General features: G+C 61.7%; 24 protein-coding genes. 9 read left to right on the forward strand and 15 right to left on the reverse strand.

Translation table 11 applies throughout. The features are described 5' to 3' along the window. Positions 1-8: 8 nt before the first annotated feature. A complete protein-coding gene (locus tag K6I40_RS13280) occupies positions 9-1,352 on the forward strand; it encodes a HEAT repeat domain-containing protein (RefSeq protein ID WP_222919516.1) in 1,344 nt (447 codons plus the stop codon). A gap of 412 nt (positions 1,353-1,764) precedes the next feature. Beyond that, positions 1,765-3,591 carry a phospholipase D-like domain-containing protein gene (locus tag K6I40_RS13285; RefSeq protein WP_222919517.1) on the forward strand — a complete coding sequence of 609 codons (1,827 nt, stop codon included), beginning with the start codon at positions 1,765-1,767 and terminating at the stop codon, positions 3,589-3,591. 425 nt (positions 3,592-4,016) lie between these two features. Here the strand turns inward: K6I40_RS13285 and K6I40_RS13290 are convergent, their stop codons facing one another. From K6I40_RS13290 to K6I40_RS13315, 6 genes are all read right to left on the reverse strand, one after another. Beyond that, a complete protein-coding gene (locus K6I40_RS13290) occupies positions 4,017-4,451 on the reverse strand; it encodes a metal-dependent transcriptional regulator (protein WP_222919518.1) in 435 nt (144 codons plus the stop codon). A 136-nt stretch (positions 4,452-4,587) separates the two neighbouring features. After that, positions 4,588-5,082 carry a ferritin-like domain-containing protein gene (locus K6I40_RS13295; RefSeq protein ID WP_222919519.1) on the reverse strand — a complete coding sequence of 165 codons (495 nt, stop codon included), beginning with the start codon at positions 5,080-5,082 and terminating at the stop codon, positions 4,588-4,590. Positions 5,083-5,193: 111 nt separating this feature from the next. Further along, a complete protein-coding gene (gene sufD / locus K6I40_RS13300) occupies positions 5,194-6,414 on the reverse strand; it encodes a Fe-S cluster assembly protein SufD (RefSeq protein ID WP_222919520.1) in 1,221 nt (406 codons plus the stop codon). Position 6,415: 1 nt separating this feature from the next. Further along, positions 6,416-7,846: a Fe-S cluster assembly protein SufB gene (sufB, locus tag K6I40_RS13305; RefSeq protein WP_222919521.1), complete on the reverse strand. Its 1,431-nt coding sequence runs from the start codon at positions 7,844-7,846 to the stop codon at positions 6,416-6,418. Between the two features lie 59 nt (positions 7,847-7,905). Next, the gene (locus K6I40_RS13310; protein ID WP_222919522.1) at positions 7,906-8,814 is read right to left on the reverse strand and encodes an ABC transporter ATP-binding protein; all 909 of its coding nucleotides are present in this window, start codon (positions 8,812-8,814) and stop codon (positions 7,906-7,908) included. Between the two features lie 308 nt (positions 8,815-9,122). After that, positions 9,123-11,861 carry a DNA-directed DNA polymerase gene (locus tag K6I40_RS13315; protein ID WP_222919523.1) on the reverse strand — a complete coding sequence of 913 codons (2,739 nt, stop codon included), beginning with the start codon at positions 11,859-11,861 and terminating at the stop codon, positions 9,123-9,125. Positions 11,862-12,411: 550 nt separating this feature from the next. On the opposite strand from K6I40_RS13315, the gene K6I40_RS13320 reads away from it, so the two are divergent. Genes K6I40_RS13320 through K6I40_RS13330 form a run of 3 tightly spaced genes read left to right on the forward strand, consistent with a single transcriptional unit; the run spans position 12,412 to position 13,641 of the window. Continuing rightward, entirely contained in the window at positions 12,412-12,576 is a 165-nt protein-coding gene (locus K6I40_RS13320) for a hypothetical protein (protein ID WP_222919524.1), read from the forward strand. Positions 12,577-12,628: 52 nt separating this feature from the next. Beyond that, positions 12,629-13,183, forward strand: coding sequence for a hypothetical protein (locus K6I40_RS13325; protein ID WP_222919525.1), 555 nt, complete (start codon positions 12,629-12,631; stop codon positions 13,181-13,183). Then, positions 13,180-13,641, forward strand: a complete 462-nt coding sequence (locus tag K6I40_RS13330; protein WP_222919526.1) for a hypothetical protein — start codon at positions 13,180-13,182, stop codon at positions 13,639-13,641. The genes K6I40_RS13325 and K6I40_RS13330 overlap by 4 nt, the downstream gene beginning before the upstream one ends. A gap of 41 nt (positions 13,642-13,682) precedes the next feature. On the opposite strand, the gene rad50 is transcribed toward K6I40_RS13330, so the two are convergent. The 4 genes from rad50 to K6I40_RS13350 all read right to left on the reverse strand — a co-directional run bounded on the left by rad50 (position 13,683) and on the right by K6I40_RS13350 (position 19,786). Further along, positions 13,683-16,364 (reverse strand): DNA double-strand break repair ATPase Rad50, encoded by a 2,682-nt coding sequence (gene rad50 / locus K6I40_RS13335; protein ID WP_222919527.1) that lies wholly within the window; start codon positions 16,362-16,364, stop codon positions 13,683-13,685. Further along, on the reverse strand, positions 16,361-17,797 hold the full coding sequence (mre11, locus tag K6I40_RS13340) for a DNA double-strand break repair protein Mre11 (protein WP_222919528.1): 1,437 nt from the start codon (positions 17,795-17,797) through the stop codon (positions 16,361-16,363). The genes rad50 and mre11 overlap by 4 nt, the downstream gene beginning before the upstream one ends. 400 nt (positions 17,798-18,197) lie before the next feature. Then, positions 18,198-19,198, reverse strand: a protein-coding gene (locus K6I40_RS13345; RefSeq protein ID WP_222919529.1) for an IS630 family transposase whose coding sequence is annotated in 2 segments (ribosomal slippage) — positions 18,198-18,706 and positions 18,706-19,198 — 1,002 coding nt in all. Because the reading frame shifts where the segments join, the coding sequence is not laid out codon by codon here. A 318-nt stretch (positions 19,199-19,516) separates the two neighbouring features. Further along, a complete protein-coding gene (locus tag K6I40_RS13350) occupies positions 19,517-19,786 on the reverse strand; it encodes a helix-turn-helix domain-containing protein (protein WP_222919530.1) in 270 nt (89 codons plus the stop codon). A 126-nt stretch (positions 19,787-19,912) separates the two neighbouring features. Here K6I40_RS13350 and K6I40_RS13355 point away from each other — a divergent pair, with 126 nt between their 5' ends. Beyond that, the gene (locus tag K6I40_RS13355; RefSeq protein ID WP_222919531.1) at positions 19,913-21,130 is read left to right on the forward strand and encodes a proteasome-activating nucleotidase; all 1,218 of its coding nucleotides are present in this window, start codon (positions 19,913-19,915) and stop codon (positions 21,128-21,130) included. 163 nt (positions 21,131-21,293) lie between these two features. On the opposite strand, the gene K6I40_RS13360 is transcribed toward K6I40_RS13355, so the two are convergent. From K6I40_RS13360 to K6I40_RS13370, 3 genes are all read right to left on the reverse strand, one after another. Beyond that, positions 21,294-21,695, reverse strand: coding sequence for a DUF5684 domain-containing protein (locus K6I40_RS13360; protein WP_222919532.1), 402 nt, complete (start codon positions 21,693-21,695; stop codon positions 21,294-21,296). A 295-nt stretch (positions 21,696-21,990) separates the two neighbouring features. After that, the gene (locus K6I40_RS13365) at positions 21,991-22,128 is read right to left on the reverse strand and encodes a hypothetical protein (protein WP_222919533.1); all 138 of its coding nucleotides are present in this window, start codon (positions 22,126-22,128) and stop codon (positions 21,991-21,993) included. Positions 22,129-22,212: 84 nt separating this feature from the next. Continuing rightward, a complete protein-coding gene (locus tag K6I40_RS13370) occupies positions 22,213-22,434 on the reverse strand; it encodes a hypothetical protein (protein ID WP_222919534.1) in 222 nt (73 codons plus the stop codon). A 155-nt stretch (positions 22,435-22,589) separates the two neighbouring features. Here K6I40_RS13370 and K6I40_RS13375 point away from each other — a divergent pair, with 155 nt between their 5' ends. The 3 genes from K6I40_RS13375 (at position 22,590) to K6I40_RS13385 (ending at position 25,052) form a co-directional block, all read left to right on the forward strand. Continuing rightward, the gene (locus tag K6I40_RS13375) at positions 22,590-23,144 is read left to right on the forward strand and encodes a GMP synthase subunit A (RefSeq protein ID WP_222919535.1); all 555 of its coding nucleotides are present in this window, start codon (positions 22,590-22,592) and stop codon (positions 23,142-23,144) included. Between the two features lie 101 nt (positions 23,145-23,245). Further along, entirely contained in the window at positions 23,246-23,743 is a 498-nt protein-coding gene (locus tag K6I40_RS13380; RefSeq protein ID WP_222919536.1) for a DUF892 family protein, read from the forward strand. A gap of 403 nt (positions 23,744-24,146) precedes the next feature. Further along, the gene (locus tag K6I40_RS13385) at positions 24,147-25,052 is read left to right on the forward strand and encodes an NmrA/HSCARG family protein (RefSeq protein ID WP_222919537.1); all 906 of its coding nucleotides are present in this window, start codon (positions 24,147-24,149) and stop codon (positions 25,050-25,052) included. A 121-nt stretch (positions 25,053-25,173) separates the two neighbouring features. On the opposite strand, the gene K6I40_RS13390 is transcribed toward K6I40_RS13385, so the two are convergent. Beyond that, entirely contained in the window at positions 25,174-25,311 is a 138-nt protein-coding gene (locus K6I40_RS13390) for a hypothetical protein (protein WP_222919538.1), read from the reverse strand. Between the two features lie 171 nt (positions 25,312-25,482). Then, the gene (locus K6I40_RS13395; RefSeq protein ID WP_255682022.1) at positions 25,483-26,448 is read right to left on the reverse strand and encodes an alpha/beta hydrolase; all 966 of its coding nucleotides are present in this window, start codon (positions 26,446-26,448) and stop codon (positions 25,483-25,485) included. Position 26,449 lies beyond the last annotated feature (1 nt).

The raw sequence follows: 26,449 nt of genomic DNA on the forward strand, positions 1-26,449 counted from the left end.
GTGGGACCATGAGCGAGGACGAGGCGAACGGTGACGACGCGGCCGCCGAGGAAGAAGTAGACGAGACGGAGTCCGTCGACCTTGAGGCCATCCGCGAGCGACTCGAGGCCCTGTCGACCGACCTTGAGGAACTCGATTCAACCCTTGAGGCTGCCGATACCGAAGACGACCTGGACGTCGTCGAAGCTGATCTCGAGTCATTCCGCGCCGAACTCAAGAGCGTCGAGGTTCCGGAGCCGCCCGAAACCGACGAGGAGGAAGCAGAAGACGAGGAACCTGCCCCCGAAGAAGAGCTTCAGGAGGAATACGACGAGATCGAGAGCGATCTCTCGGACCTCGAGTCCGATCTGGAGGACCAGCGCGGTCCCTACGGCGAGGACGTCGTGGGCGAGATTGACGACGCGAGCAGCACGATCACGAGCACCCGCTGGACCGAGGAGGGCAACGCTGAATTGATCGAGGCGGTCGACGACTTCCTCGATGAACTCAACGGCCTGCTCGGAACGTCAGTTGCGCTGGTCGACGAGGGGGACGAAGTCGCCGGGCAACTCGACGCGACCCTCGACAACGCCACCAACGCCGTCGAGGACGCCGAACTCGACGCCGACGACGACTCCGAGACCATCGCCGGCTTGCTCGAGACGACCGACGACCTCCAGAGCGATATCGACGACGCGACCGAGTGGACGGATCTCGAGATCCGCGAACAGCTCCGCCGCGAGGGCTACTACGACGTGCTCGACCACGTCAAGGACTTCCCGCCGGAGTGGCACGCACTGAAAGTCCACGAGAAGCAGGGCAACGTCGACCAGATCCTGCTCGCACTCGAGACCTTCGACTCCGACTTCATGGAGGACCACTGCATGGAGTCCTTAGAGCGGATGGGTCCCGAGGAGGCCATCGACCCGATGCTCCAGAAGGCCAACCGCCGTGATCAAGCCGCGATGCGGATCCTCGGCAAGATCGGCGTCGACGACGAAGAGATCGTCGATACGCTGGTCGATTACGTCGACTCCAATCCGAACCTCCAGCAGCCCGCGTTCCGCGCGCTCGGCGAGATCGGTGCCGCAGACGCGGTCGAGCCGATCGCACAGCAACTCGTCGCCGACGAAGCGGACGTCCGTAGCTGGGCCGCCCGCGCGCTCGGCCTCATCGGGGACACCCGCGCTATCGAGCCGCTCGCGGACGTCCTCGAAGATGACGACGCCGACCGCGTCCGCGCCAGCGCCGCGTGGGCGCTCAACCGCATCGGCACTCAGGAGGCCCTCGAGATCGTCGCCGACTACGACGACGACCGCGCCTATCTTGTCCAAGCCGAAGCCGAGAGCGTGGATCTCGAGCCGGCAGCCTGACGATCGCGGTTACACAATCCTGATTCAAACGCGCTGGTTCTCATACTGCTCTGAGATGATCTAAGCACCTGCGGTAGCGCGCACTGGGCCGCAGCGAACCGAAGAACAGCTGTGTCCGATCCTGCGCGACCTCTTCGCGAACGCGTGAGCGAAGGCGTGGAAGACGCTTCGCGTCTTCCTGTGGATGAGCGAGCGGAGCGAGGCGCGAACACTGTGAGCGCCTCGGAAAGCGAACGGTGACCAGTGGGAATTGTGAGCAGCGAGCGAATCGGCTGGGGAGGGTGTGGCCCTCCTAGCAGCCAGTCGTCGCAGAAAGACTCCGTCCCATTACCAACGTATTCGGACACCAATCGGACCGACCTGACCGAGTCACTCCGACACTTTAAGTACGAACGGACGGCCAGACGGAGCGATGGATAGCCGGCGGGCGGCCCTCGTCGTAGCGTTCACTTGTTGTCTCGTCGTCAGCACCGCGATACTCGCGGGCTTTCCCGTCGCCGACGGAACGACGAGAGCCGACCAGCCGGCCGCTCGAGCACCTACCGACCCGGACGCGAACGCGACCGCCATCGCCTGTCCACCTCGAGCGGGCGACGCAAATTCGACGACGGCCACGACCTCACCGATAACCGACACGCCGGAGCGACCGCGAATCGTCGGCCTCTCCCCGAATCCCACAACCGATGGTAACGTCGGCGAGTTCGTCGTCCTCGAGACGCCGCCCGAAACCCGACTCGAGAACGTCACGCTCACCGACGGCCACACGACGGCACACCTCCCGAACGAGACGGTTTCGGGACGCGTCGCACTGAGTACCGCGCCGAACGTCACGGAGACGCTGACCGACGCGCCTGTCCTGGCACTCGAGGGCCGTCTCCAACTCGCGAACGACGGTGACGACCTCCGACTTCGGAACGCGACGGCCGGGATCGATTCGGTATCCTACGACCGCGCACCGACAGCAGAGCGATGGTATCGAACGGAGCCGGCCACCAATGGAGAGAACAGCGACAACGACGATACTGGCGGTCAGTGGTGGCCCACCGGCGCGACCTGTCTCCCCGTTGCGAGCGCCGCGGGCGACGAGGCGACGGCGTTCGTCCTCCCCGACGGACCTGAGGTTCCGCGGAAAACGATCCGAAACGCTGACGACCGGTTACTGCTAGCCGGCTACACCGTCACCTCGGAAGCAATCGCCGCCGCCCTCGTCGACGCGGCCGAGCGCGGCGTCGACGTCGCAGTCCTCCTCGAGGCGAGCCCGGTCGGTGGCACGCCGGCACCGACCGAGGGCGTCCTCGAGACGCTCGAGGCAGGCGGCGTCGACGTCCGCGCCATCGGTGGCGAGAGCGCGCGCTATCGGTATCATCACCCGAAATACGCTGTCGCCGACGACCGCGTGCTGGTCACGACCGAGAACTGGAAGCCCGCGGGCGTCGGCGGCGAGAGCAGCCGCGGCTGGGGCGTCCGTCTCGAGAACGAGGCGCTCGCGACCAAGCTCGCGACGGTTTTCCGGGCTGACTTCGAGGGCAGGGACACGACAGCCGGGGCGGCCTACCGCGCGAACACCTCATTCGTCGATGACGAGAATCAGGGCGTCTCGTCTGACTCCGAGTCCGAGTCCGAGTATCCGACAAATTACGAGCCGGCGACGGTGCCCGTCGAGTCGGCCGAACTCCTGATCGCACCAGACAACGCAGACGTCCGGATACAGGAGCTACTGGCCGCAGCCGACGACGAAATCCTCATCGTCCAGCCCAGTATCGCCGCCGACGTCTCGCTGCTCGAATCGACCCTCGAGGCGGCCCGCCGCGGCGTCAACGTCAAACTCCTGCTCGGTTCGACGTGGTACAACGCCGACGAAAACGAGGCGCTAGCCGCCGACCTCGAGCGGATCGCCGACCGAGAGGACCTCTCGCTCGAGGTCCGCCTCGTCGAAGACACTGATCGATTCGCGAAAATCCACGCGAAGGGCGTCGTGATCGATCGGGAGACGGCAATCGTAGGCAGTGCGAACTGGAATTCGAACTCGCTCGAGAACAACCGCGAGATACTCGTCGCGCTCCACGGTGAGGCGGCCGCAAACTACTACGCCGACGTGTTCGAAGCGGACTGGACGGGCGGCTCGTGGTCGTTTCCGATTGGCCTCAGCGTCGCGGTCGTCGTCGCCCTCGTGGCTGCTGCGATCGTCGGCCGACGATACGTCCGATTCGGTGATCGGGACGCGTCCGACCACACGTGAACAGACGCGGGTCATCATAAAATTTTCACTTTGACCAGTACTCTCACTGTATTCAATTCACTGATCAGTCCAGAAGTAGCGATGCAGGAGGCGTCTCTCTCGATTAGACGGAGTTCAGTGTATTCCGGATATCGCGATAGCAACCGCTCATGGTTGTTTAAGCGACGGGGTAGGTCAGTCAGGTGAACACACGTGGAAACCACGTGTGCTGAAAGGTAGCTGTCTGACCGTGCCGTCTACCAGTCCCTCTGGTCTCTCACTACAAAACACCTCCGATACACAGGTCCGGTGAGCGGCAGGTCCGTCGAGAGCCATCGCTCGAGGAGCGACTGGATAGAGTGAGCGTTCCGTGACTCCCCATCCGTCCTGTTCGTTGAACGCAATGAGTACGGAAACGCGTCGGTAAAACTCGAGAAAACGGGAACTCAGTCCGCTCGTCCGCTGGCCTCGAGTTCGAGCAGTTCACAGCAGTCTTGCTCGGCGTCGAAACAGTCGGGACACTGGTCGGGTCGATCGATGATGGTGTCGAGGCGCTCCGCGACCGTATCGTCGATGACGCTCTCCAGCGCGTGGGCCTCGTCGCGAAACTCCTCGACCTCGAGGACGTTTGCGAGGAATCGCTCGATGATGCAGTAGGTCTGAAGGGCGTTGTGGGCTCGTTCGAGTCCCTCGTCAGTCAGGCTAGCCCCCTTGTACTTCTCGTGGTCAACGAGTTCGCGCTCCTCGAGTTTTCCGATCATTTCGTTGACGCTGGCTGGGCTCACCTCGAGTAGGTCCGCGAGCGTCCCGGTGGATGCGGGACCGTCCTCGATTCGCTGCGCCAGATAGATCGCCTTGAGATATTGATCGGCAGTGTTCATAGCGTCCCTCCGTCAGTGGTGGTACGTGTCGCGTCAGTCGCTCGCCGGTGTAACCGAACTTGGGGGCCGATTCGCGTCGTGGACGGCACTTCACCGCCGGTAACGGCTGCTGTGACCGGCGTGCTCGTTACCCTGATCATGCTCTGTGCTCCATGATCTCGGTCACTTCTTCGACGCCCTCCTTTTCCTCCTCGCGGATGCTGTACAGCGTCTCGAGCAGTCGGTCGCGGTCGACGGCGAACTCGGCGTCGGACGCCTCGATCGCCTCGATCAGGTCATCGTAGAACTTGTAGGCCGTCTCCTCGTTGGCCAGCTGATCGTAGAGGACACCGTCCGTGTCCTCCGGCGGTCCGTACTGTGCGTCGACCAGTGCGTTGATTTCTTCGTATCCGACCGTTTCGGCCTCGAGATCGTCGATCAGCGCCTCGAGTCGCTCGCGGTGCTCGGCCGACTCCGTGGCGGCCTCGGCGAGCAACTCTTCCACCTCCTCGTCGAATTCCGCCCGCTCTTCGGGGGGCAGGGACTCGATGTGGTGGGCGGCGCGTGACTCGACGAGTTCCTCCAGCACGACCCCGATCTGCAGCAATCGGGTCAGCTGGTGGTCGCTCGAGACACGCTGTCCCAGACTCATGGTTCGACAAGTGAGCCGCTGTTACTTAGTCGTCTCGGAGCGCGGACAGCGAAAACGGACGGTCGAAACGTGGGTAGAATATAAATCGAATCGAAACGGCTGCGACAGCGATTACTCTCGCTGGCGCAGTCGAGCACCGATCAGACCCTCGAGGTCGTCACGGAGCTCGTCGACGTCGATCTCCTCGAGGACTGGCACGAAGAAGCCCTCGACGAGCATGTTGCGGGCAGAGCGCGGGTCGACACCACGGGAGGTCATGTACAGCAGGTCCTCCGCGTCGATCTGGCCGACCGTCGCGGAGTGGCTGGCCTCGGTGTCGTGGTTGTTGATGATCAGCTTCGGGGAGGCGTCGGCCTCGCTCTCGTCGCTCAGCATCAGCGTGTTCTCGCGCTGGTAGGAGCTGGTGTCCCAGGCATCGGCACCGACGTCCTGGACGCCCTCGTAAACCGAGCGGGCGACATCGTCGGTGACTCCGCGAGTGACGAGGTCTGCCGTCGTGTGCTCGGCACGGTGCCAGACCTTCGCGTCGAGGTCGAAGTGCTGATCGTTGTGGCCGTAGAAGGCCCCGACGATCTGCGTTTCCGACGAGTCGCCGCTGAGCGTCGTCGAGACCTCGGTCTTGGTCAGCTGCGTGCCAAGGTTGCCCTCGATCCAGTCAATCGTGGCGTAGGTGTCGGCGACGCCGCGCTTGACGGTGAAGTTGTAGGCCTCCTCCGAGAGGTTCTGGAGGCTACCGTACTGCACGTAGCTGTTCTCGCCGGCGGCGACTTCGACGACGCCACTGTAGTACTGCTCCTCGGCTTCCTCGCCGGTCGACTGGCGCTCGAGGATCGTGACCGAAGAGGATTCCTCGGTGACGACGAGCGTGTAGTTGAACAGCGAGCGGGAGTTCTGCTCGGTCCGGATGGCGACATCCTCAGCGTCGACGCCTTCGGGCACATAGACGACCGTCCCGGTGCTGAACAGTGCCGTCGAGAGCGCCGTCAGGTAGTTCTCCTGCGGGTCGACGATACTGCCGAAGTGCTCCTTCAGGAGGTCCTCGTGCTCCTGTACGGCGTCGCTCCAGGACAGGATTTCGGCCTCATCGGGACCGACCTGGTCCTTGTTTTCGGCTGCATTCAGCGGGTCCACGAGGGACTCGAAGTCCAGATCGTGGAGGTTCGTCCAGTCCCGACCTGGCGTCCGGATGACGTCGGGCATGTCGAGGTCCTCGAGCGCCTCGAGCGCCTCGAGACGGGTCTCGAGGAGCCACTCGGGCTCGTCGAGGTCCCCGCTGATTTCGCGTACCTGTTCTTCCGTTAGATTGGCGTGTACCTGTGTTCCTGCGCTCATATTATCCGAGGCTCCCCTCCATCTCGAGTTCGATGAGGCGGTTGAGTTCGACCGCGTATTCGATCGGCAGTTCCTCCGTGATCGGCTCGATGAAGCCGGCGACGATCATCTTCTTGGCGTCGTCGTCGTCCAGTCCGCGCGACTGGAGGTAGAAGATGTCTTCGTCGCCGATCTTGCCGACGGTCGCCTCGTGAGCGACGTCGACCTTCGACTCCTCGATTTCCATGTACGGCATGGTGTCCGACGTGGACTCGTTGTCGAACATCAGGGCGTCACACTCGACGGCGGTGCTCGCATTCTCGGCACCGTCGGCGATGTGGACGAGCCCGCGGTAGTTGGTTCGGCCGCCGTCCTTGGAAATCGACTTGGACTCGATGGTCGAGCTGGTGTCGGGGGCGTTGTGATAGACCTTCGCGCCGGTGTCGATGTTCTGGCCCTCGCCCGCCAGGGCGATGGTGATGTGGGTGTCAGTCGATCCACGACCCTTGAGGATCGTACACGGGTAGAGCATGGTCACTTTCGATCCCATGCTGCCCGAAACCCACTCCATCGTGGCGTTCTCCTCGCAGATGGCACGCTTGGTGTTCAGGTTGAAGGTGTTCTTCGACCAGTTCTGGACGGTCGAGTACTGAACGTGTGCGTCTTCACCGACGAAGACTTCGACGCCGCCCGAGTGGAGATTGTGGGTGCCGTACTTGGGTGCGGAACAGCCCTCGATGTAGTGGACTTCCGACCCTTCCTCGGCGATGATGAGCGTGTGCTCGAACTGACCCATACCCTCCGAATTCATCCGGAAGTAGGCCTGAACGGGCATTTCGACGGTGACGTCTTCTGGAACGTAGACGAACGACCCGCCGGACCAGACGGCTCCGTGCAGCGCGGCGAACTTGTTGTCGCTCGGTGGCACGCAGGTCGTCATGAAGTGCTCTTTGACGAGCTCGGGGTGCTCCCGGACGGCCTCATCCATGTTACAGAAGATGACGCCTTTCTCTTCCCACTGCTCCTGCATGTTCTGGTAGACGACTTCGGACTCGTACTGGGCACCGACGCCCGAGAGGGCGTTTTTCTCCGCTTCCGGGATGCCAAGTTTGTCGAACGTGTCCTTGATCTCGTCAGGCAGCTCCGTCCAGTCGTCGACGCCTTCGCGCTTGTCGACGTCCGGTCGGATATACGGAATGATCTCCTCGACGTTCAGCTCGGAGAGATCGGGCATGCCGGGCCAGTCGGACGGCATCGGCATGTTGTGATACTGCTCGAGGGCGCGGAGACGCCGCTCAAGCATCCAGTCGGGCTCGTCCTTGTCGTCGGAGATCATGCGGATGACCTCCTCGGTCAGGCCCTTGCCGGATCTGACGGCGGAGTTCTCCTCTTTCTTGAACTCGAACCGGGCCTCAGTATCTGTCTCTTGTAGGTGATCTTGATCGGAACTCATGATTGATGTAGTTGTGTTTACGGCTGCAGCGTTATTACGGTTGTTCTAGCTGAATTCGGTTACGCGGTGCCGTAGACTTCGTCGCGGACCCAGTCGTACCCCTTGTCCTCGAGTTTCTCGGCGAGCTCCGGACCGCCGCTCTTGGCGATCTGGCCGTCGATCATCACGTGGACGTGATCGGGCTCGACGTAGTCGAGGATGCGCTGGTAGTGGGTGATCTGGAGGATACCAGTGCCCTGCTCGTCGCGCAGCGCGTTGATCCCGTTCGATACGTCCTGCAGCCGGTCGATGTCGAGCCCGGAGTCGATCTCGTCGAGGACGGCGATCGATGGCTCGAGGATGGCGGCCTGCAGCACTTCGTTCTGTTTCTTCTCCCCGCCGGAGAAGCCGGCGTTGAGGTAGCGCTGGGCGAACTTCTCGTCCATCTCAAGTTGCTCCATCTTCTCTTGGAGGATCTGCTGGAACTCGGCGACGCCGACCTCGCCCTCGTCTGTAGGGCCTTCCATCGGCGAAGACTCGAAGCCTTCCTCGTCCTCTTCTTCGGCTTCTGCCTCCTCATCCTCGAAGAGCTCCTCGCGCTCTTCGATCTTGGCGTTCAGCGCCGTTCGGAGGAAGTTCGTCATCGTGACGCCCTCGATCTCGGCGGGATACTGGAAGCCGAGGAAGATGCCGAGCGCGGCGCGCTCGTTTGGCTCGAGGTCGAGGAGGTTCCAGGTGCGTAGATCCTCGTCGATCTCGATGTCCTCACCGAACTCGCCCTCCTCTAAGTGAAGCAGGACCTCGCCCTCGGTGACCTCGTAGGCAGGGTGGCCGGCGATGACCTTCGCCGTCGTTGACTTCCCGGAGCCGTTGGGCCCCATCAGGGCGTGAATCTCGCCCGACTGAACCTCGAGGTTAACGCCCTCGAGAATTGTCTCGTCGCCCTCCGCCACTTCCGCATGCAGGTTGTTTAGTTCGAGGCGTGCCATAGTATTCTGTCGTGTGAACAGTGGGTCGTATGACTGATAACGGTTTCGTATCCAATTGGATACAGTTCCCCATACGCAAAATAAGTTTCCAATTTGAAAACCGTGGTTTGGATACTCCGAGATAATCGCGTATGCGACCTACGTACTCACGGGCATGTGAGCCGTGTCTACTGGGCGTTTTCGGGTGATATCCGGTATAGAGCGTATTATACATCGTTTGGACAGTACGATACCCTGAAAGCGGTACGGTTGAGAACGACTGCGAGTCAGCATTGGGAACGCAGAAATCGGGACAACACCGCAAGCGCTTACATATAGCTATCCAGCCCCTTCTGCTCCTGGCCGTTTTTGACCTCGTCCCATGAGATATCCAGCGCCTCGAGGATGCGCTCGATCGGTCCCTGTAGCGTCTTCTCGAGCATCTTGTCGTAGTCGACCTTGAACTCCTCTGGGATTTGGTCCTCGTACTCGAAGCAGATGACGTCAGGATCGCGCTTGAACGCGCCGTAGAGAGGGTCAGTACGGGCGTCGAAGCCCTCTTCGGTCTCGAGGCGTTCGAAGAACGATGGATCGATGCGGTCGAGGTAGAGCCGCTTGGGTTTGCTCCCGCGCTGGAAGTTGGTTCCGAGCAGGAGATTGGCGTATTTCGCGCCCCTGACCTGTGCCGTGTCGGTGTCGTAGTTGTCCAGTCGCTTGCCGATCCCGCCCGGAATTGCGATGTCCTCGAGTGAGATTTCACCCGCCAGTACGTCCTCGATGACGCCGTTGACATATTCCTTCGCGCCCTCAATATCGCCCTCGCGGACGATCATCTCGATGACCCGATGCTGGACTTCCTTGGTGATCGGCGCGATGTCCGAGCGCTGGTACTCGAAACCGACGATGTCGACGTTGTTGACGTCCTTTCCTTCCTTCCAGGTGATGTGGCCCGCGTAGCGCTTCTTCTTGCCGGCCTGGAAGAATCGTCGATAGAGCTTCTCGAACTCGATCTGGAAGCGGTGATCCTCAGCGTTCAGATCCTCGCGTGCGAAATCGTCGTAGCGGCCGTTGATGTACTCCTCTATCTCGAAGGACTGCTCGAGTGCCTCCTCCTTCGAGACGTCGGGACCGAGCTCGAGCATCACGCTGTCCGTGTCTCCATACGCAACGGTATACTCCAACTCGCCTGCGGCAGTATCCGTGAATTCAATCACTTCACGACCAGTGGCGGTGATCGCGGAGGCGGCGTCCTTGTCGTAGAGTCGGAACTGTTCCCACCCCGACACGCCATACAACGAGTTCATGATGACCTTGACCGCGCCCTGCTGGCGATCGTACTGCTCGTATTCCCGAGTCCCGGGTTCGTACTCGTTGCGTTGGGACTTCTTCTCCTCGCGTTCGGCCAGCAACTCGTTGATCATCTCCCGCATGACGCCGTCCGGTTCTTTCCGGAAGTGGGTCGGTTCTGGCTCGGTCGGGGCGACGAACGTCTCGCCATCGTACTCGTTTGGATCGACCCGCGTCTCTGGCGAGGCGTTAATCGTCGTCATGCACATCGGGTACAGCGACTTCAGGTCGAGTACGGTGACGTTCTCTTTGACACCCGTGATCGGCTCGAACACCGCGCCGCCCTCGTACTCCTCGCCGGCCTCCTGTTGGCCCTTCGACGGGAGCGCGAATCGCCCATAGGCCTCGTGGAGGACATACATGTCGACTGCGTCGCCCGGCGTCGGCGCGTCCTCGAGTTTACAGCCGACGAACGAACGTACCTCGTCCCAGAAGGCGACGATCTCCTGCTGGCGGTCAAGTTCGACGCAGAGTTCGACGTCCCGCAGGTTGTACTCGAGCAGTCGAGTTGGATCGCCCTCCCAGAGGTCGCCGATATCGCCGGCGTAGCGCTCTTTCCCGACGCCGAGTTCTACCTCCCCGACAGCGTCGAGGCGATAGGAGTCGAGTTCGGAGAAGACCGTCCGCTGGTAGGCGTAGAGCAGGTCGAAGACGATGCGACCCTTGATGTCGGGGCCGCCCCAGTTGCTGCGCCAGACTTCGTCGACTCGAGAGAGTTGATTGATCGAGAGGTCATACTCGTGGTCCGGGCCGGCGAGTTCCTCAAGCCGGTCGAGGAAGTACGGCGCGTCGAAGTCCTCGAAGTTCCAGCCCGTGAGGATGTCGGGATCGGTTTCGTCGATGTACTCGATGAACGCCTCGAGCATGGCCTCCTCCTCGTCGAAGCTGCGAACCTCGTGATCGATCTCGCCCTCGATGGGATCGTACTCGTCGATTTCGGTGGGTATCTCGCCGTCGCCGATCGGGGCTTCGTAGAGCCACATGATGTACTCGTCGCGGTAGGAGTCGTGGCTGGTGAGACAGACGATCGGTTCTTCGCCGTCCTCGGGGAATCCCGAGCGATCGTCGACCTCGATGTCGAAGGTGTTGACGCGCGGGTCGGCATCGACGTCGACCGCTTCGACTTCGTCGTGGGGGACGACTAGCGAGTCGTCGTCGGCCCGCCGTTCGGGCACCCGGATACCGCTCCGGACATCCTTGTCGATCAGGAACCGGTTCGGGAACAGGATGTCGGCCTCGTAGTGCTCGAAGTCGTCACGGATCTGCCCGACGTCGCGGGGCGTCTGGCCGAAGATCTTGGTGAGTTTCTCTCCGCGGATACTCTCGTAGGGCTCGCCGTCCTCGCCGTACTCCCGACTCCCCGTCAGACGGTCGTACTGCTCCTCTGGCGCTCGATCGAGGGTATCCGTCGGCGCGTAGAAATACGGTTTGAAGCCGACGACCTGCACGTGCTCGAGCGTGCCATCAGGCGTGCGTCCGAACACGTGCATGATCGGACGCTCCTCGTCGCCGTAGCCAGCGATCGTGTAGTCGACCTGCATCACTGCGAGCTCGAGGTTGCCCTCGGGTTCGGGGAGGGTCTCCTCGACGACGTCGATCACCTCCGCAGCGTTCGATCTGCCGTTGCCGGCGATGGCAACCGCCTCTTCCTCCGGCCGGTCGTCGGTCTCGTCGGAGTCGCCGCCGAACGCCGCGAGTCCGGTCTGGCCCGCCTCAGTCATGATACCGAGATTTGCAGTCGGCGGATAAAAACCCCTGCAATCCCCGTCCGCGAGCACCCTCGTGTGGGTGTACTCGAGCCGTGATATACTCGAGCAGTGCTATCGATACGAGCGGTCGGAGTATAGTAACAACTGGAACGATTTACACGCCGATCGCATAGTCCGTGGTTCTCGCTCACGTAGCTCGCTCCGAACCGCGCTACCGTCGTGCGATCGGATGTGCATTGACTTTCAGTGTACTATAGTGGACCCGAACCGTTCAGAGACCGACAGGGCTCCCGTAGGCGGAACGTCTCTGAAGCCGTCCGCGTCACCGACCTGCTCACCGCTGATCGGACCGCTCTCAGTCGTCACCGTCGGATCGAGCTACGAAGATCTGGTTCTCGTCATGAATGATGCGCGCTTCGATCCGTTATTCCAGGTTCTGACTTTTTCTATATACGACAGATTATTTATAGAATCCGGGTGCAGACGGAGGCTTGCAGGAGCAACAAGACATATAACATGGTAACACATAGCATGGGGACAGGTGATCGATGTGTCCACCCATATGAACGACGACGCGACGGATCGGAGCGAGCCGAGTAGCGAACCCGCGGGGACCGCAACGATCGAGTCATACGAGACTGAGGACGGTATCGTCTTCTACGACGCCCAAAACCCGCTCGCGTGGGTAGAAACCTCCCGGACGCTCACGCTCGAGGATCTGGCCTGAGACAGCACTCGCGAAGCGAACGTTTTTCCGCTCTCTGGGCATCGTGCCGCATGTGGTATTCGACCGGACCGAGAACGAACCCGAAGAGTGGGACCCCGAAGAGGACCTCTATGATGCCGAGAGCGGCGGGCTCACGATCCCGCAGGTGTCGACGGGGGATGACGGTCCGGACGACGATCTGAGCGACCTGTCGAACACGATCGACCCGCCCACCGTTTCTACCGCCGAGACCGACGTTCCCAGCGACGTTCTCCAGACCTTCTGGGCACTGGTGTTGGTCCTCAACGCCGCTGTGCTGGTTGTGTCACTCGGACTGCTGCTGATCGTGTTCGAGGCGGATCTGTTCCGCGGCGGCGTCCTCGTCGCCGCCGGGATCGTACTGTTCGGTTTCGCCGGTCGACGATACAGGCAGTTCCAGCGGGGCGGCAGCGCTGACACGGCGGCCGATACCGACACCGACGACGGCACCGATACCGACACCGACAACGGCACCGATACCGACACCGACGACAGGACAGATGCCGACGCGAGACCGGCCGACGCAGCCGAAACTACTTCAGGGGACGTTCCCCAAAACCGGTCACCGGACCCGAACGACAGCCCATGAAAACAGTCGAGGACGACACCGGCAAACGGTACCTGCTTCTCAAACAATCGGACAGTGCGAGTCTCGTACGCGACCCAGAAAACGGCAACGAGTGTTACATCCAGAACGACCGTCTCGATGCCGTCGGCGAGGAATCCGCCCTCGAGACGGCCGCGCGAAGCGTCAGTGATCCAGTCGTGACGTTGCTGACCAACGTCCACGACGAAGAGACGCTCGGACTGTTGGTCGAACTCTCGGAGCGAGGCCCACTCGGCGTTCGCACCCTGCTCGGCGGCTACGACTTCTGTGAGAGCGACCTGCACGGTCGTCTCACGGTCCTCTCCGCCGCCGGGCTACTCGAGGAAACCGAGATCGCCGGCGAACGCGGCTATCGGCTCACCGAGGACTGTGAGACCGCACTCGAAACGATTCGGCCGAGCATCGGCTCGGGAACCGAGACGACGGGGGACGGTTCCTGAATCCGAACCGGCCGAACTAACCGGCGGACACACTCTCGCCGTTAGTCAGACGCGAGTAATTCCGCCTCCGGCGGCTCGCCGCGCTCGAGTCGTGAGCGGTTCGACGTCGCATCTTTTTCGACGCGGACGAGCGAGTCCGCCGCACCGACGAGTTCCTCGTCGTGGCTGACGACGACGATCTGTTCGACGCCGAGATCCCGCATTGACTCGACCAACGAGACGAGTTGGGTGACGTGGCCCGAATCGAGGAAGACCGTCGGCTCGTCGAGAATGAGTGGCGGCATCGGAGCCGTTCCCTCGACTCCCTCGGCGAGCAGCCGGTAGATCGCACACCGCAGGCTGAGGTTGAACAGCGCCCGTTCGCCGCCGGATAGCTGCTCGGGCTCGAGGGCTTCGCCGTCTTTCTGGTAGACGGTTAATCGGTAGTCGCCGTCGAGATCGATCGCCGCATAGGAGTCGTTCTGGTAGACCAGTTCGAACGTTTCGTTCAGCAGGCGCTCTAAGGTCTCGACGTTGTGCTGGCGCAGTTCCGCGCGCAGTTCTCCGTACGTCGTCTGCAGCGTCTCGGCCTCCTCGTAGAGCGAGTCGAGGCGCTCGCACCGATCCTCGACCGTCTCGAGGCGCTCGCGGAGGCGTTCGAGTTCCTCGTGTTCGTTCTCGACAGCGCCGATGGCGTTCTGAATCCCGTTCCGTTGCTCCTCGAGGTCGTCGAGTTTGTCGTCGACCTGCTGGATGTAGGTCTCGGCGTTCGCCCTGTCTTCGCGAGCGGTCTCGACCCGCTCTTCGTCGAACTCCGACTCGAGATCGCCCTTGCGATCGCGCTTTGCCGAGAGTGTCTCGCGGCGCTCGTCGTTCATTTCCGCCCAGTCCTGTCGCCGTTCGCGAAGCGTTTCGATCTCTCTTTCGAGGCTTGTCCGCTCGTCGGCGATCTCCGAGACGCGTTCCAGAGACTCGAGCGTCTCCGTGATATCCCCGCGTTCGGTGTTGAGCTCGCCAAGTTCCGCCCGCGCGTCGGCCACCTCGTCCTCGCGTTCGGCTGCCGCGGATCGCTTTTCTTCGGCGTCGGCCGCGTACTCCTCGGCGTCGGCTCGCAGCTGATCGCGCTGGTCGCGTCGGTCCCCGAGGGTCTCCCGTTTCTCAGCGAGCAACTGTTCAATGTTGTTGCGGTTCTCCTCGAGGCGGTCGACCTGCCGTTCGGCCTCTCGGAGTTCCTCGGCGCGGTCGATCCGCTCGTCGATGTCGTCGCGCTCCGCTTCGAGGTCCTCACGCTCGGCCTCGAGGTCGGCGAGTTCCTCCCGGCGCTCATCCAGCACATCGACGTGGGGCGAGTCCTCGACCGGCTGACCGCACTCGGGGCACTTGCCTTCCTCGAGCAGGCGTTCGCCCTCTTCGATCGCGTTCTCGGCGGTCCGGATGTCGGCAGTGACGTCGTTGATAGCTGAGACCAGTTCCTCGCGTTCGGTTTCGAGGTCGTCAAGGTGAGACGCTGCCGCGCCGAACGCGACCGGCGCGTCCTCGAACGTCGCCCGCGCGGCCTCAATCTCCTCGTTGAGTTCCTCGAGTTTCGTCTCGCGGTCCGCGATCGTTTCCTCGTCGGCATCGATTCGCTCGTCAAGTTCGTCAGCCTCCTCGCGAGCGTTTTCAGCCTGTGCATCGAGGTCGTCGGCCTCCTCGCGGAGTCGCTCGATCTCGTCGGTTCCCGTTTCGATCGTCACCGTCAGCTCCTGTAGCTCGTCGCCGAGTTCCTCGTCGCGAGCCTCGAGGTCCGCAATGCGGCTCTGCACCGCGTCCTCGTCGGGGTCGTCCTCGAGATCGACGGCGTCGACGAGTTCGGTGCGCTCGGCCGCGAGGTTCTCGCGCTGGTCCCGAACCTCGCTAATTTCGTCACTCGCTTCCTCGCGCTTACGTTCGGTCTCGCTGATCTTCGACCGCAGTTCGTCGATCTCCTCGTCGAGGTCTGCGATCTCCTCGCGGGTCTCTTCGTGGTGCTCGAGAACGTCTTCGGCTGTCTCGAGGGTCTCTTGGGCCTGCTCGCGCTGTGTCTCGTAGTGATCGATCTTCTCGACGACGTCAGTTCGGCGGGACTCGAGGCTATTCAGCCGCTCGTGGAGGTCCTTTTCCTCCTTTTGCTGGACTTGATTTCGAACGTCCTCGAGGACCTCTTGCTGGCCGTCGAGGACTGTTTTGACGCCGAGTCGGGCCTCGCTGGCACGCTCGCGGTAATCCTCGAGCGCGCCGAGCTGGAGCAGGTCGTCGATCATGTCCTGGCGATCGCTCGGCGAGGCGTGAATGAGCTTGTTGACCTCGCCCTGTCGGACGTACGCGCAGTTGACGAACGCCTCGGCGTCCATCCGCAGGAGTTTGGTCACTTCCCGACGAACGTCGCGGGCCCCCTCGATCGTCTCCGTCGGCGTCTCGAGGACGCATTTTGTCGTGGTCGCGCGGTCGCCGCGCAGTTTGAGGTGGCGCTCGACGTGGTACTCACGGCCGTCGTGCGTGAACCAGAGTTCGACCTCGGCTTCCTCCTCACCGGTGGTGATCACGTCGTCGAGTGTTCGTTCGTCTAAGGCCTTCGAGCCGTAGAGTGCGAAGAAGACGGCCTCGAGCAGCGTCGACTTCCCGCTGCCGTTGACGCCGTGGACGACCGTGACGCCGCGCTCGAGCGTAAGGTCGGCGTCGCCGTAGCACTTGAAGTTCAGCAACCGAACGCGGTCGACCCTCATGCGAAATCACCAAGCGAGGCGGTATCGGTGTTCGCGTCGTCGGCATCATCGGCCGACTCGGTGGCCACGTCGTCCTCGGTCGGTTCCGCACGGTCGGCGGTGTCCACTGGCTCCTCGCTGTCAGCGGCGTCCGCTGATCGCTCGGCGTCGGCGGCGTCTACTGGTTCCGCGCCACCGTTGGCTGCAGTCTCGACGGTTTCCGCTGCACTGTCCGGCTCGGTGTCGGGTGCTGAACCGGCCGCAGAATCCGTCTCCTCGGTGAGGTGATCGGCGACTGTCGTCACGTCCTCGTCGCCCGGTTCACGCTCCGGTGCGGGCTCGAACGCCGACTCGTCGTCCTCGAGCAGGTCTCGAACCCGCCGCTCGACGGATTCGCGGACGTTTGAATCGGCAAGATCACCGCTCCGGACGGTCTCGTCGATCTCGAGGGCAGCGTTACTGAGCCCCATCTCGCGCACCCGCTCGCGGACGGCGTCGTCCGGGTTGGCGAAGCTGACCGACACGTCCTCGTCGGGGAGGTCCCGGCGGTCATTGACCCGGGCGACGAGTGCCCCACGGTCGATCGCGAGCTCCTCGATGGCCGCCGGGGCGATCGGTCGCCCCTCGCCTTCGATGGTGACGATGACGACCGCATCCGCGAGGTCGTGCTGGCGGACCCGTTCTTGGACGCGGTCGATTCCTTCGTCCTCGGTGAGTTCGACGTCGACGAAGACGAACTCGCGGGTCGAGGAGAGACCGCGACGGCTGATGCCGACCGTTCCGTCGTCCTCGAAGTCGACGAGGTTGTAGCCTCGATCCTCGCGTTCGCTGGCGCTCGCGCGCTCGGTCGACCCGCAGTAGGTGACCCACGTGTCCAGCACCTCGGCGGTGTCCGGTTTGTGGTTGTCCCCCAGCAGGACGGCATCGAAGTCGACCGTCGACTCCTCGAGGACGGTTTCGGTGTCCCAGTCTGCGTGTGCAAAGGGGTCGAAGAGGCCGTGGCTCACCAGACTGGCGTGTGCTGCACCGTTCGGCAGTGCGTCGAAGTCGTAGGTGAGGTCGTCCCGGCGCGAGCGGGGGACGAAGTCGAGTCCGTAGAAAGCGGTGTCGTCGACGACGACCGGGTCAGCACCTAGTCGCGTCGCCAGTCCGAGATCCGCGAAGAGATCGAGCCACTGTGCGTCGCGTTTTGATTCGTGGTTGCCGACGACGGCGAGAAAGGGAATGTCGGCGTCGGAGAGCGTCCGGAGGATCTCGACGGTTCCCTGCAGATCGACCAGTCCCGGCCGCCGATCGTGAAAGAGGTCGCCGGCGTGGATCACCGCGTCGACGTCGTCGGCGACCGCGTCCTCGACGACGTACCGGAACGCCTCGAGGAAGTCCCGTCGTCGCTCGGGCGAGTTGTACTGCTGGTACCCGATATGGGTATCGCCCGTATGGATAACCCGCGTCATTGGCCAGTCGTAGACAGGCCGCCCCTAAAGGGGTTCCGTGACCGAAGTGAAAGTGAAAGCGACAGTTCAGCGACCTCGAGGCGGCAGTCCCCATCGAACTGTCCTGACGAACTATCCGACGGTGGCGCACGCTGTCAGCCGTCCGAACGAGAGTGAGGGCGGACGATGACACCGTGCGAGGGATGAGTGAAGGAACGAAGTGACTGAACGAATCGGCTGGGGAGGACAAGGATATTCCGTGTTGCCAGTATGAGCAGGACGCTCAATACGCCCAATCGCTACGGTCGCGCTCAATACACCCAATCGCCACGGTCGATCACTGTCAGCCAAATCACGATACTGCAGACGGACACTCTACTAGCGCGGATACTGGTGGCACCACGTCCTCCTATAGTAGGAGTTAGAAATAACTGCTCATCTTTGGTACAGAGAGGTGATTAAGTGCGGTATCGATCGCCGTTGTTAACTCGCCAAGTGAGTCAAAAAACCGATTGCTGAGAGCCGTTTGGAGCTGTCGCCAGCACTCTTCGACCGGATTGAGTTCAGGAGAGTACGCCGGTAACGTGACGAAGGCGAGGTCGTCACGGGCCGCCAGGTCCGTGACGGCCGATGCCTGGAAATACGGCGCTCCATCGAGCACGATGATTAGATCTTCTTCGAATTCTTTGCATAACGCGAGAATGAAATGTTTCGCGTGATCGGCAGTGACGTACTCGGTGAATCGTGAGAAGAAGCACTCGCCGTCTTCGGTGATCGCGCCGAGCAGACACGTCCAGTCGCGTTGGCCAGAAAGTTCGACGCTCGGCCGCGTGCCGCGCGGAAACCACGCGGCACGCGGCTCAACCTGGACGGATTTCTTGGTCTGATCGATGCAGACTACTGTGGCGTCCATCTCCGCTCGCTTTTTTTGAGTTCGTCACGGAACTCTTCTGTGTCGGATTCCTCGGCTTCGTCGGCTGTGCGGCGCGGTTTTTGGTAACTCAATCCAGCTTCTTTGAGCAACCGCCGGCAACTCGGATAGGAGTACTCGACGCCGTAGGTTTCTTCAAGAAACTCCTGGACGAGCGCCGGCGTCCATGCCGGCGCGTCGATCCCGACTTCCTCGGGAGGTTCGTGAACGGTTTGTTCAAACTCTTCTTGCTGTGTTTCTGAGAGCTTTCGTTTTCTCCCGGATCGGTGAGCATCAGAGACGGCTTGCTCAAGCGGTTCGTCCGTATCGAGTCGCATGAGCCAACTGTAGATCGTCCTTCGACCAGTGTCGTGCCACTCTGCAAGTTCGGTCTGTGTCACGCCGTTCTTGTACGCAATCGCCGCTAACAACCGTTGTGTCGGCTTGTTTCCCTTAACCTTGTCAAGGGCGTCTTGGAGTTCTTCAACGGAAATCTCGTCGAGATGGTCCATTGTCTACAGTAACAATCTACGGGCGAAAAATTCTAACGGTTACTATAGCCGGTTTCTACTCACGCGCGCAAGCACTCGTTCGTCTGGTTCGCAGAGCATCCGATTCCGCGCTAATGCTCCGGAAATCGCTCGCTCATCCAGTGGAAGACGTGCTACATCTTCCACGCAGTCGCTCGTTGTACTCGCGACGGCCTCACACGGTGTCGAACCGCGATTCGCTGGTCGTCCATCACGACACAGGCGCGCCACTACACGAAATCAGGCGATACACTGGACGCCCTCGAGACGGAGAGAAATCGGCGACGTAGAGCGGCGATCTTACGATTCGATATCCAGACTGTACAGACGCTTGCGGGCGTCCGAGAACGAAAAGCGCGAATCGATGACGCTCTCCTCGTCGAGCCGGTTCAGCGCGTACCGGACCGTCCGCGAGGGCAAGAGCGTCTCATCGGCGATCTGTTGTTGGGTCATCGTATCGTTGTACTCGAGGACCTTCGCGACGAGTTTCGCACTCGGGGGCAGATCCCGAACATCGTCCCACGTTCCCCGCTCGCTGGTCTCCTGTTGAAGCGACTCTGAAGCACTCATCCTATCTCCCCATTCCGAATACGAGGTGATAATATTTTCTATTCCGTTTAATGCCCATCAGTTATACCTCGAGCGCGAATGCACCTACCCGAAGTCTCTTATGAACCAGCACCCAAAGGACGGGTGATGAGCGACACCGTGGACGACGTCGACCTCCCATACGACGAGGACGAGGCGTCCCAACAGGAGAAAATCCAGGCGCTCGAGGAACGGCTGGAGATCCTCGAGGCGCAAAACGAGGAGATGCGCGACAAGCTCCTCGACGCCAACGCCGAGAACAACAAGTACCAGCAGAAACTCGAGCGACTCACACACGAGAACAAGAAACTCAAGCAGTCCCCGCTGTTCGTCGCCACCGTCCAGGAAGTCACGGACGAGGGCGTCATCATCAAACAACACGGGAACAATCAGGAGGCACTGACCGAAGTCACCGACGAGATGCGCGAGGACATCGAACCCGACGCCAGGGTCGCAGTCAACAACTCGCTGTCGATTGTCAAACCGCTCTCGAACGAGACCGACGTCCGGGCTCGCGTGATGGAAGTCACCGAGAGCCCCGACGTCAGCTACGAGGACATCGGCGGTCTTGAGGAGCAGATGCAGGAAGTCCGCGAGACCGTGGAGATGCCCCTCGAGAAGCCCGAGATGTTCGACGACGTCGGGATCGACCCGCCGAGCGGCGTCCTGCTCTACGGGCCGCCGGGCACGGGGAAGACGATGCTCGCCAAGGCCGTGGCCAACCAGACCGACGCCACCTTTATCAAGATGGCCGGCTCGGAACTGGTTCACAAGTTCATCGGTGAGGGTGCAAAGCTCGTCCGCGACCTCTTCGACGTCGCCCGCGAGCACGAGCCCGCCGTCATCTTCATTGACGAGATCGACGCCATCGCCGCCAAGCGGACCGAGTCCAAGACCTCCGGCGACGCCGAGGTCCAGCGGACCATGATGCAGCTCCTGAGCGAGATGGACGGCTTCGAGGAGCGCGGTGAGATCCGCATCATCGCCGCCACCAACCGCTTCGACATGCTCGATCGGGCCATTCTGCGCCCCGGCCGATTCGATCGCCTGATCGAGGTGCCCAAGCCGAACGCGGAGGGTCGCGAAATCATCTTCGAGATCCACACCCGCGGGATGAACGTCGCCGACGATGTCGAGTTCGCCCAACTGGCCGAAGACGCCGAGGACGCCTCCGGTGCCGACATCAAAGCCGTCTGCACCGAGGCCGGCATGTTCGCCATCCGCGACGACCGCACCGAGATCCGGATGGAGGACTTCCTCAACGCGTGGGACAAAGTGCAGGCCGAATCCGACGAGACCGAAGAGGTCTCGAAGACGTTCGCCTGAACGACTGACTCGAGGTCGACGATAGTTCTTTCTCTCTTTGGTTTTCGTTCGCTCGAGCGACGGCGTTGGCGATCACTGTATAGTTGCAGTGTGAACCGACCATTGCGTTATCTCTCGGCGAAAATAGTGGTAGCTGAGCCGTCCAACCCGTGTTACTCAGGATCTACGCTCTCGATGCGAGTGAGCCCCGATACGGATAGTCGCCGAAGCCAAGCAGCGGGAAGCAGACGAATCCGAAGAACCACAGCCCAAGAGTGAATCCGATGCCCTGACCGAATGCGTTCGAGACGCCGGCGAACATTTTGTACGCGGCGTAAATGTTCACGAGTGGGACGAACAGTACGAGGACCCACCACCACTCGTTGCCCCCTATTTTGAACATGATATACCAGTTGTAGATCGGAATAATCGCCGCCCATCCCGGTTGCCCGGCTTTCGCGAAGGTTTTCCACGTGCCAGCGATATACGCCACGGTAAATGCTATCCCAATGATCAGAGCGACGATACTGCCGCCTCCACCGCCACCTTGTTGCAAGATGATTGCTGCCGAATCCAAAAATGACATCGGTTTTCCTTTAAACATATCACAGATAATCTTTCCGGTTAGATGAATTATTCTGCTGTCTCATGGAGACCGATCGTCCAGAGACGAACGATCGAGAAGGACCGGTCTGCAGCAGACATTCGCCCTATTCGGCGCTCTTGATAGGGTCCGAGAAAATCCTGCACAGCGTGCTCCATCGTCAACCGCGACCGAACACTACTCGCGTGGCCGAATCGGAGACGTCCCACAACCCTCCTCACGTGGTCCCACTCGAGAACAACTTGGCACGGATCAGCCGTCGAAACTAGTTTCAGTGTTACAGCGCCGAGAAGACAAGCCACGGGACGATGAACATAACTAACACCAGCAGTGCAAGGATCAAACCGTACCCGATACCCGTTCCTGCCGCAGTGAGCCACGACGGATGCTCGAATTCGCTGAGATCGACTGCCATATGGGTTGCATCCGGCGATGAATGCATAAACGTACCGGAACGCCGAGTTGAAACTCGCCGTTTCCGTCACGGTACGCGCCCGGACTACCGGTAGATGTTCTGGTACCGTTCGCGGTACTCTTGGAGGGCGAGTCTGGCTGTGCGCCGCGAGGGAAATCCGAAGCCGACCGCCTCACAGTCCTCATCGTCACACTCCCACCGGAAGGTCCCGGAATCGGGATCCCTCGTGACCGATGCGTCCGTTTCGCACAGCGGACAAGCCCATCCCCACTGCATATCGCCGGCGTCTATACTCGGGCGATTCATACTGATTCTACGCCGGGATTGGAGCAAATACTGAAAAAACCACGCCTCGAGTGGTGCATCGTTTATCCGCCGGTGCCGTGATCGACCCGACACAGCGCTGGACTCGAGATCGATTTCCGGACTGCTTTTACCGGGTGACCCGCTACGAGCACCCAATGACGAAGATCGTCGTGGTGGACAACCACGGACAGTTCACCCATCTAGAGCGCCGAGCGCTTCGCGACCTCGGCGTCGACACGGAGTTGATCGACAACGACACGCCGCCTGAAGACGTCGACGCCGACGGCGTCGTCCTCTCCGGCGGTCCAGACATGGATCGGATCGGGACGTCCGCCGACTATCTCGAGGCGGACGTGCCGGTTCTGGGCATCTGCCTGGGAATGCAACTGATCGCCGCGGAACTCGACGGCAGCGTCGGAAGCGGTGAGTACGGCGGCTACGCGGACGTTAGCGTCGATATCTTCGACGACAACGACCCGCTGACTGGTTCCCTCCATCCTGAGACGCGCGTCTGGGCGAGCCACGCCGACGAGGTCACGGAACTGCCCGACGGCTTCGAACTGACCGCGAAAAGCGACGTCTGTGACGTCGAAGCGATGAGCGACACCGACCGCGATCTCTACGGCGTCCAGTGGCACCCCGAGGTCGCCCACACTGAGGAGGGTGACGAGATTTTCGAGAATTTCCTGGCGATCTGCGAATCGCAGTAGTCTCGTAGTCCGATTCGGACACTGTGACGGCGGACGATGACCGTCTCAGATGCAAGCCACCTGTTTATTGAACTCAGCGCTGTCCACTCGGACGAGCACCTATGACCGTAGATTCAACCGAAGACCTCTTCGTAGACGGACTCAAGCACGCGTACTACACCGAACAGCGCCTCGTCGACGCTCTCGATGAACTCGAGCAGACCTCCTCGAGCCAGGAACTCAAGTCGGGATTCGCGGAGCACCGCGAGGAGACCCAGAATCATATCGACCGCCTCGAGGAGGTATTCGAACAGATCGACGCCGATGCCGAGGGTGAGGAGGATCCGGTCGTCAAGGGGATGATCGAGGCTCACGAGGAGTTCATGGACAAAGATCCCAGCGACGAGGCGCTCGACCGGTTCAACATCGCCGCCGGCCAGAAGTCCGAACACTACGAGATCGCCGTCTACGGAAACCTGATTCCGATGGCCGACCAGATCGGTCTCGACGACGCCGCGGACACCTTAGAGCAGAACCTCCGCGAGGAACAGGACGAACTCGACAGTCTCTCGGAGATGGGCGAGGAGTTCGATTACGGCGAACTGTCGGTCTCGGAGTAACGCCGATATATCCGCCAGTTTCTTTCCGGACCGCGTCGACCGGTAGATCTGCGCTCGAGCGGTGAGATCCAGAGCCGCGAGTAGCGATCAGTCGCCGCGGCGTCGCCTGCGGGATCGGTCGCCATCGCCATCACTACTTGGCCGTCGACGTGCGCGAGGGCTCAGTAGTCGAGGGAGTCGTGGCCGTCGGTGTACTCGGGAGTCTCCTCGTCGGTGATCCGGAGCGATCGTTTCGCTGAGACATCGGTGACATCAGTGTTAGCTGGTGACTGTAATGTCCAAGATGCTATATTATCGTTCGGACCGAAGTGCGGTACGTGATGAACCCGGCCGATGACACCGCTCGAACTGCAGCCGTATCGCACGCAACCGACGAAGCGCCCGCGAGCGGGGGTGAACTGAGATGACGACGAGCGTTCTCGTCACCGGTGCGACCGGCAATCAGGGCGGCGCGGTCGTCGAACATCTGCTCGAGGCCGACGCCGACTTCGACGTCTACGGCCTGACCCGCGACGCCTCGGGGGACCGGGCCCAAGAACTGGCCGACCGCGGCGTGACGATGGTCGAAGGCGACCTGAACGAGACGGAGTCGCTGACGCCCCACGTCACCGAGGTCGACGCCGTCTTCGCCGTCACGAACTTCTGGACGCAGGGGTACGACGCGCAGGTCCAGCAGGGGAAGAACATCGCCGAGGTCGCCGCCGAAGAGGGCGTCGACCAGTTCGTCCTCAGCGGCGTCGGCAGCCACGAGCGAGACACGGGGATTCCCCACTTCGACTCCGCGTGGGAGATCGATCAACACGCCCAGGAACTCGACCTCCCGCTGACCGTCCTCCAGCCCGTGTTCTTCTTCCAGAACTTCGAGGCCTTCGCGGAGGACGTCGTCGAGGACGGCCAGATCGCGCTCCCCCTCGAGGAGGGCGTCTCCCTCCAGATGATCGACGTGGACGACGTCGGCCGCGCCGCCGCGGTCGCCTTCGACGAACCCGACGAGTTCGTCGGGGAGCGTATCGAACTCGCGGGCGACGACAAGACGCTGGCCGAGACGGCGGAGATCCTCTCCGAGGTCACCGGGCGGGACGTCGACCCCGTCCACGTCCCCATCGAGGACGCCTACGACTCCTTCGGCGAGGAGTTCACCGTCATGTGCGAGTGGTTCAACGAGGTCGGCTACGACGCCGACATCGACGCCCTCGAGGAACGGTTCGGCTTCGCGTTCACCGATCTCGAGAGCTACTTCCGCGAGAACGGCTGGGAGGACAAAGAGGGGATGGCGTCGGTTCCCGGTTGGGTCAAGGCGATGCAGTAGTCCCTCGGATCGACCGTCGATGGAAACGGTCGGGGTGTATCGACTCCGACCGTCGATTCTCCGATGGAGCCGCGAGGTAGCGTCGATTCCCGACCGCTCACGAACGGCGGAGTCGTTCCGGTCAGGTCTGCCAGGCGATCGAGAGCGACGTGTCCGACTCGATCCAAGCGGCATCGTTCGTCGTATCGAAGATGCGGACGGTCCCGTCGTCCGCCTCTCGCTCGGCGTATCGGTGGGGTCCGGACGTTGCGTCTGACATAGTGAGTGTCAGGTGAGAACTAGACTCACAGTATAGCTCTTGTGTATCGTCCGAGAGACGGCGACGGCCTCGAGGCGGCGAGACCGACGGTCGACGGGACGACCCGATACGGAAAGCGACGCGGAGTCGCGACGGGAGCCGACGGAGCGGCGGTCGACCGGCGACGGACGATTACTCGGCCGGTTTCTCGCGGGCCGGCCCCTGTTGGTGGAGTTCGATACCGACGTCATCCGGCTCGAGGACGTCCGGAAGCTCTTCGTCCCGATCACCGGTGACGTCGGCGAGCACTTCCGTGATGTAAGCGTTGAACAGTTCGGGGTGTTCACTCATCGGGAAGTGGCCGATCTCGGCGAATTCGATAGCGGTCGCGCCATCGCCGATCCCCTCGGCGGTCTGGCGGCCGTCCTCGGGCGTGGTAAGATAATCGTACTCTCCGTTGGCGATGTAGAGGGGGCACTCGTCGGCGTTGACCTGATCGAGTTTGTCGCGATAGTCGTGATCGACGGAGTAGTAGTAGAGGTCGCCCTTGAACACGCCCGTCGCCCCCTGCTCGTAGAGATACATCGTCTCCCGACGTGTCTGTTCGGGGCTCTGCGGTGCCATCAGGCCCCAACAGGAGTAGGCGTTGACCTCGGTCGTGTTCACTTCCGGATGGTCGAGCCAGTCGATATAGAATCCCGGACTGTGTGCACCGCACTCGAGACCGATCAGCGCCCGGAATCGCTCGGGATACCAGTCGGCTAGCTCGAGCGCGATGTTGCCGCCCATGCTCGATCCCATATAGATCGGGTCCTCGAGCTCGAGCGCGTCGGCGAGGTTGACGAGCGTCTCGGTGAACTTCTCGGCCGTCATGGTGTAGTCCTCGGTCCACCACTTCTGAGAGGTCGGGGGGACCGACTTCCCGTGATAGGGCAGATCGTGGGCGATGACGCGGAACTCCTCGGTGATTGCCTCGTCGGTCAGGAGGTGGCGCCACTCCTGACAGTTGTTGCCAGCCGTGTGCTGACAGAGCAGCGGAACGCCGTCTTCCGGACCGTTTTCCTCGAAATAGATTCGGTGGTCGACGCCCTCCACTTCCGTGTGGACGTACGAGCCGCTGATCGGCTCGACATCACCGGATTGGTAGTTTTCGGGCATC

Source organism: Natrinema sp. SYSU A 869, from assembly GCF_019879105.1.
Classification (GTDB): Archaea; Halobacteriota; Halobacteria; order Halobacteriales; family Natrialbaceae; genus Natrinema.

Coding starts and splice junctions, on each gene's coding strand:
- K6I40_RS13280 (WP_222919516.1), top strand. CDS start 9: ATGAGCGAGGACGAGGCGAACGGTGACGACGCGGCCGCCGAGGAAGAA.
- K6I40_RS13285 (WP_222919517.1), top strand. CDS start 1,765: ATGGATAGCCGGCGGGCGGCCCTCGTCGTAGCGTTCACTTGTTGTCTC.
- K6I40_RS13290 (WP_222919518.1), bottom strand. CDS start 4,451: ATGAACACTGCCGATCAATATCTCAAGGCGATCTATCTGGCGCAGCGA.
- K6I40_RS13295 (WP_222919519.1), bottom strand. CDS start 5,082: ATGAGTCTGGGACAGCGTGTCTCGAGCGACCACCAGCTGACCCGATTG.
- sufD (WP_222919520.1), bottom strand. CDS start 6,414: ATGAGCGCAGGAACACAGGTACACGCCAATCTAACGGAAGAACAGGTA.
- sufB (WP_222919521.1), bottom strand. CDS start 7,846: ATGAGTTCCGATCAAGATCACCTACAAGAGACAGATACTGAGGCCCGG.
- K6I40_RS13310 (WP_222919522.1), bottom strand. CDS start 8,814: ATGGCACGCCTCGAACTAAACAACCTGCATGCGGAAGTGGCGGAGGGC.
- K6I40_RS13315 (WP_222919523.1), bottom strand. CDS start 11,861: ATGACTGAGGCGGGCCAGACCGGACTCGCGGCGTTCGGCGGCGACTCC.
- K6I40_RS13320 (WP_222919524.1), top strand. CDS start 12,412: ATGAACGACGACGCGACGGATCGGAGCGAGCCGAGTAGCGAACCCGCG.
- K6I40_RS13330 (WP_222919526.1), top strand. CDS start 13,180: ATGAAAACAGTCGAGGACGACACCGGCAAACGGTACCTGCTTCTCAAA.
- rad50 (WP_222919527.1), bottom strand. CDS start 16,364: ATGAGGGTCGACCGCGTTCGGTTGCTGAACTTCAAGTGCTACGGCGAC.
- mre11 (WP_222919528.1), bottom strand. CDS start 17,797: ATGACGCGGGTTATCCATACGGGCGATACCCATATCGGGTACCAGCAG.
- K6I40_RS13350 (WP_222919530.1), bottom strand. CDS start 19,786: ATGAGTGCTTCAGAGTCGCTTCAACAGGAGACCAGCGAGCGGGGAACG.
- K6I40_RS13355 (WP_222919531.1), top strand. CDS start 19,913: ATGAGCGACACCGTGGACGACGTCGACCTCCCATACGACGAGGACGAG.
- K6I40_RS13360 (WP_222919532.1), bottom strand. CDS start 21,695: ATGTCATTTTTGGATTCGGCAGCAATCATCTTGCAACAAGGTGGCGGT.
- K6I40_RS13365 (WP_222919533.1), bottom strand. CDS start 22,128: ATGGCAGTCGATCTCAGCGAATTCGAGCATCCGTCGTGGCTCACTGCG.
- K6I40_RS13370 (WP_222919534.1), bottom strand. CDS start 22,434: ATGAATCGCCCGAGTATAGACGCCGGCGATATGCAGTGGGGATGGGCT.
- K6I40_RS13375 (WP_222919535.1), top strand. CDS start 22,590: ATGACGAAGATCGTCGTGGTGGACAACCACGGACAGTTCACCCATCTA.
- K6I40_RS13380 (WP_222919536.1), top strand. CDS start 23,246: ATGACCGTAGATTCAACCGAAGACCTCTTCGTAGACGGACTCAAGCAC.
- K6I40_RS13385 (WP_222919537.1), top strand. CDS start 24,147: ATGACGACGAGCGTTCTCGTCACCGGTGCGACCGGCAATCAGGGCGGC.
- K6I40_RS13390 (WP_222919538.1), bottom strand. CDS start 25,311: ATGTCAGACGCAACGTCCGGACCCCACCGATACGCCGAGCGAGAGGCG.
- K6I40_RS13395 (WP_255682022.1), bottom strand. CDS start 26,448: ATGCCCGAAAACTACCAATCCGGTGATGTCGAGCCGATCAGCGGCTCG.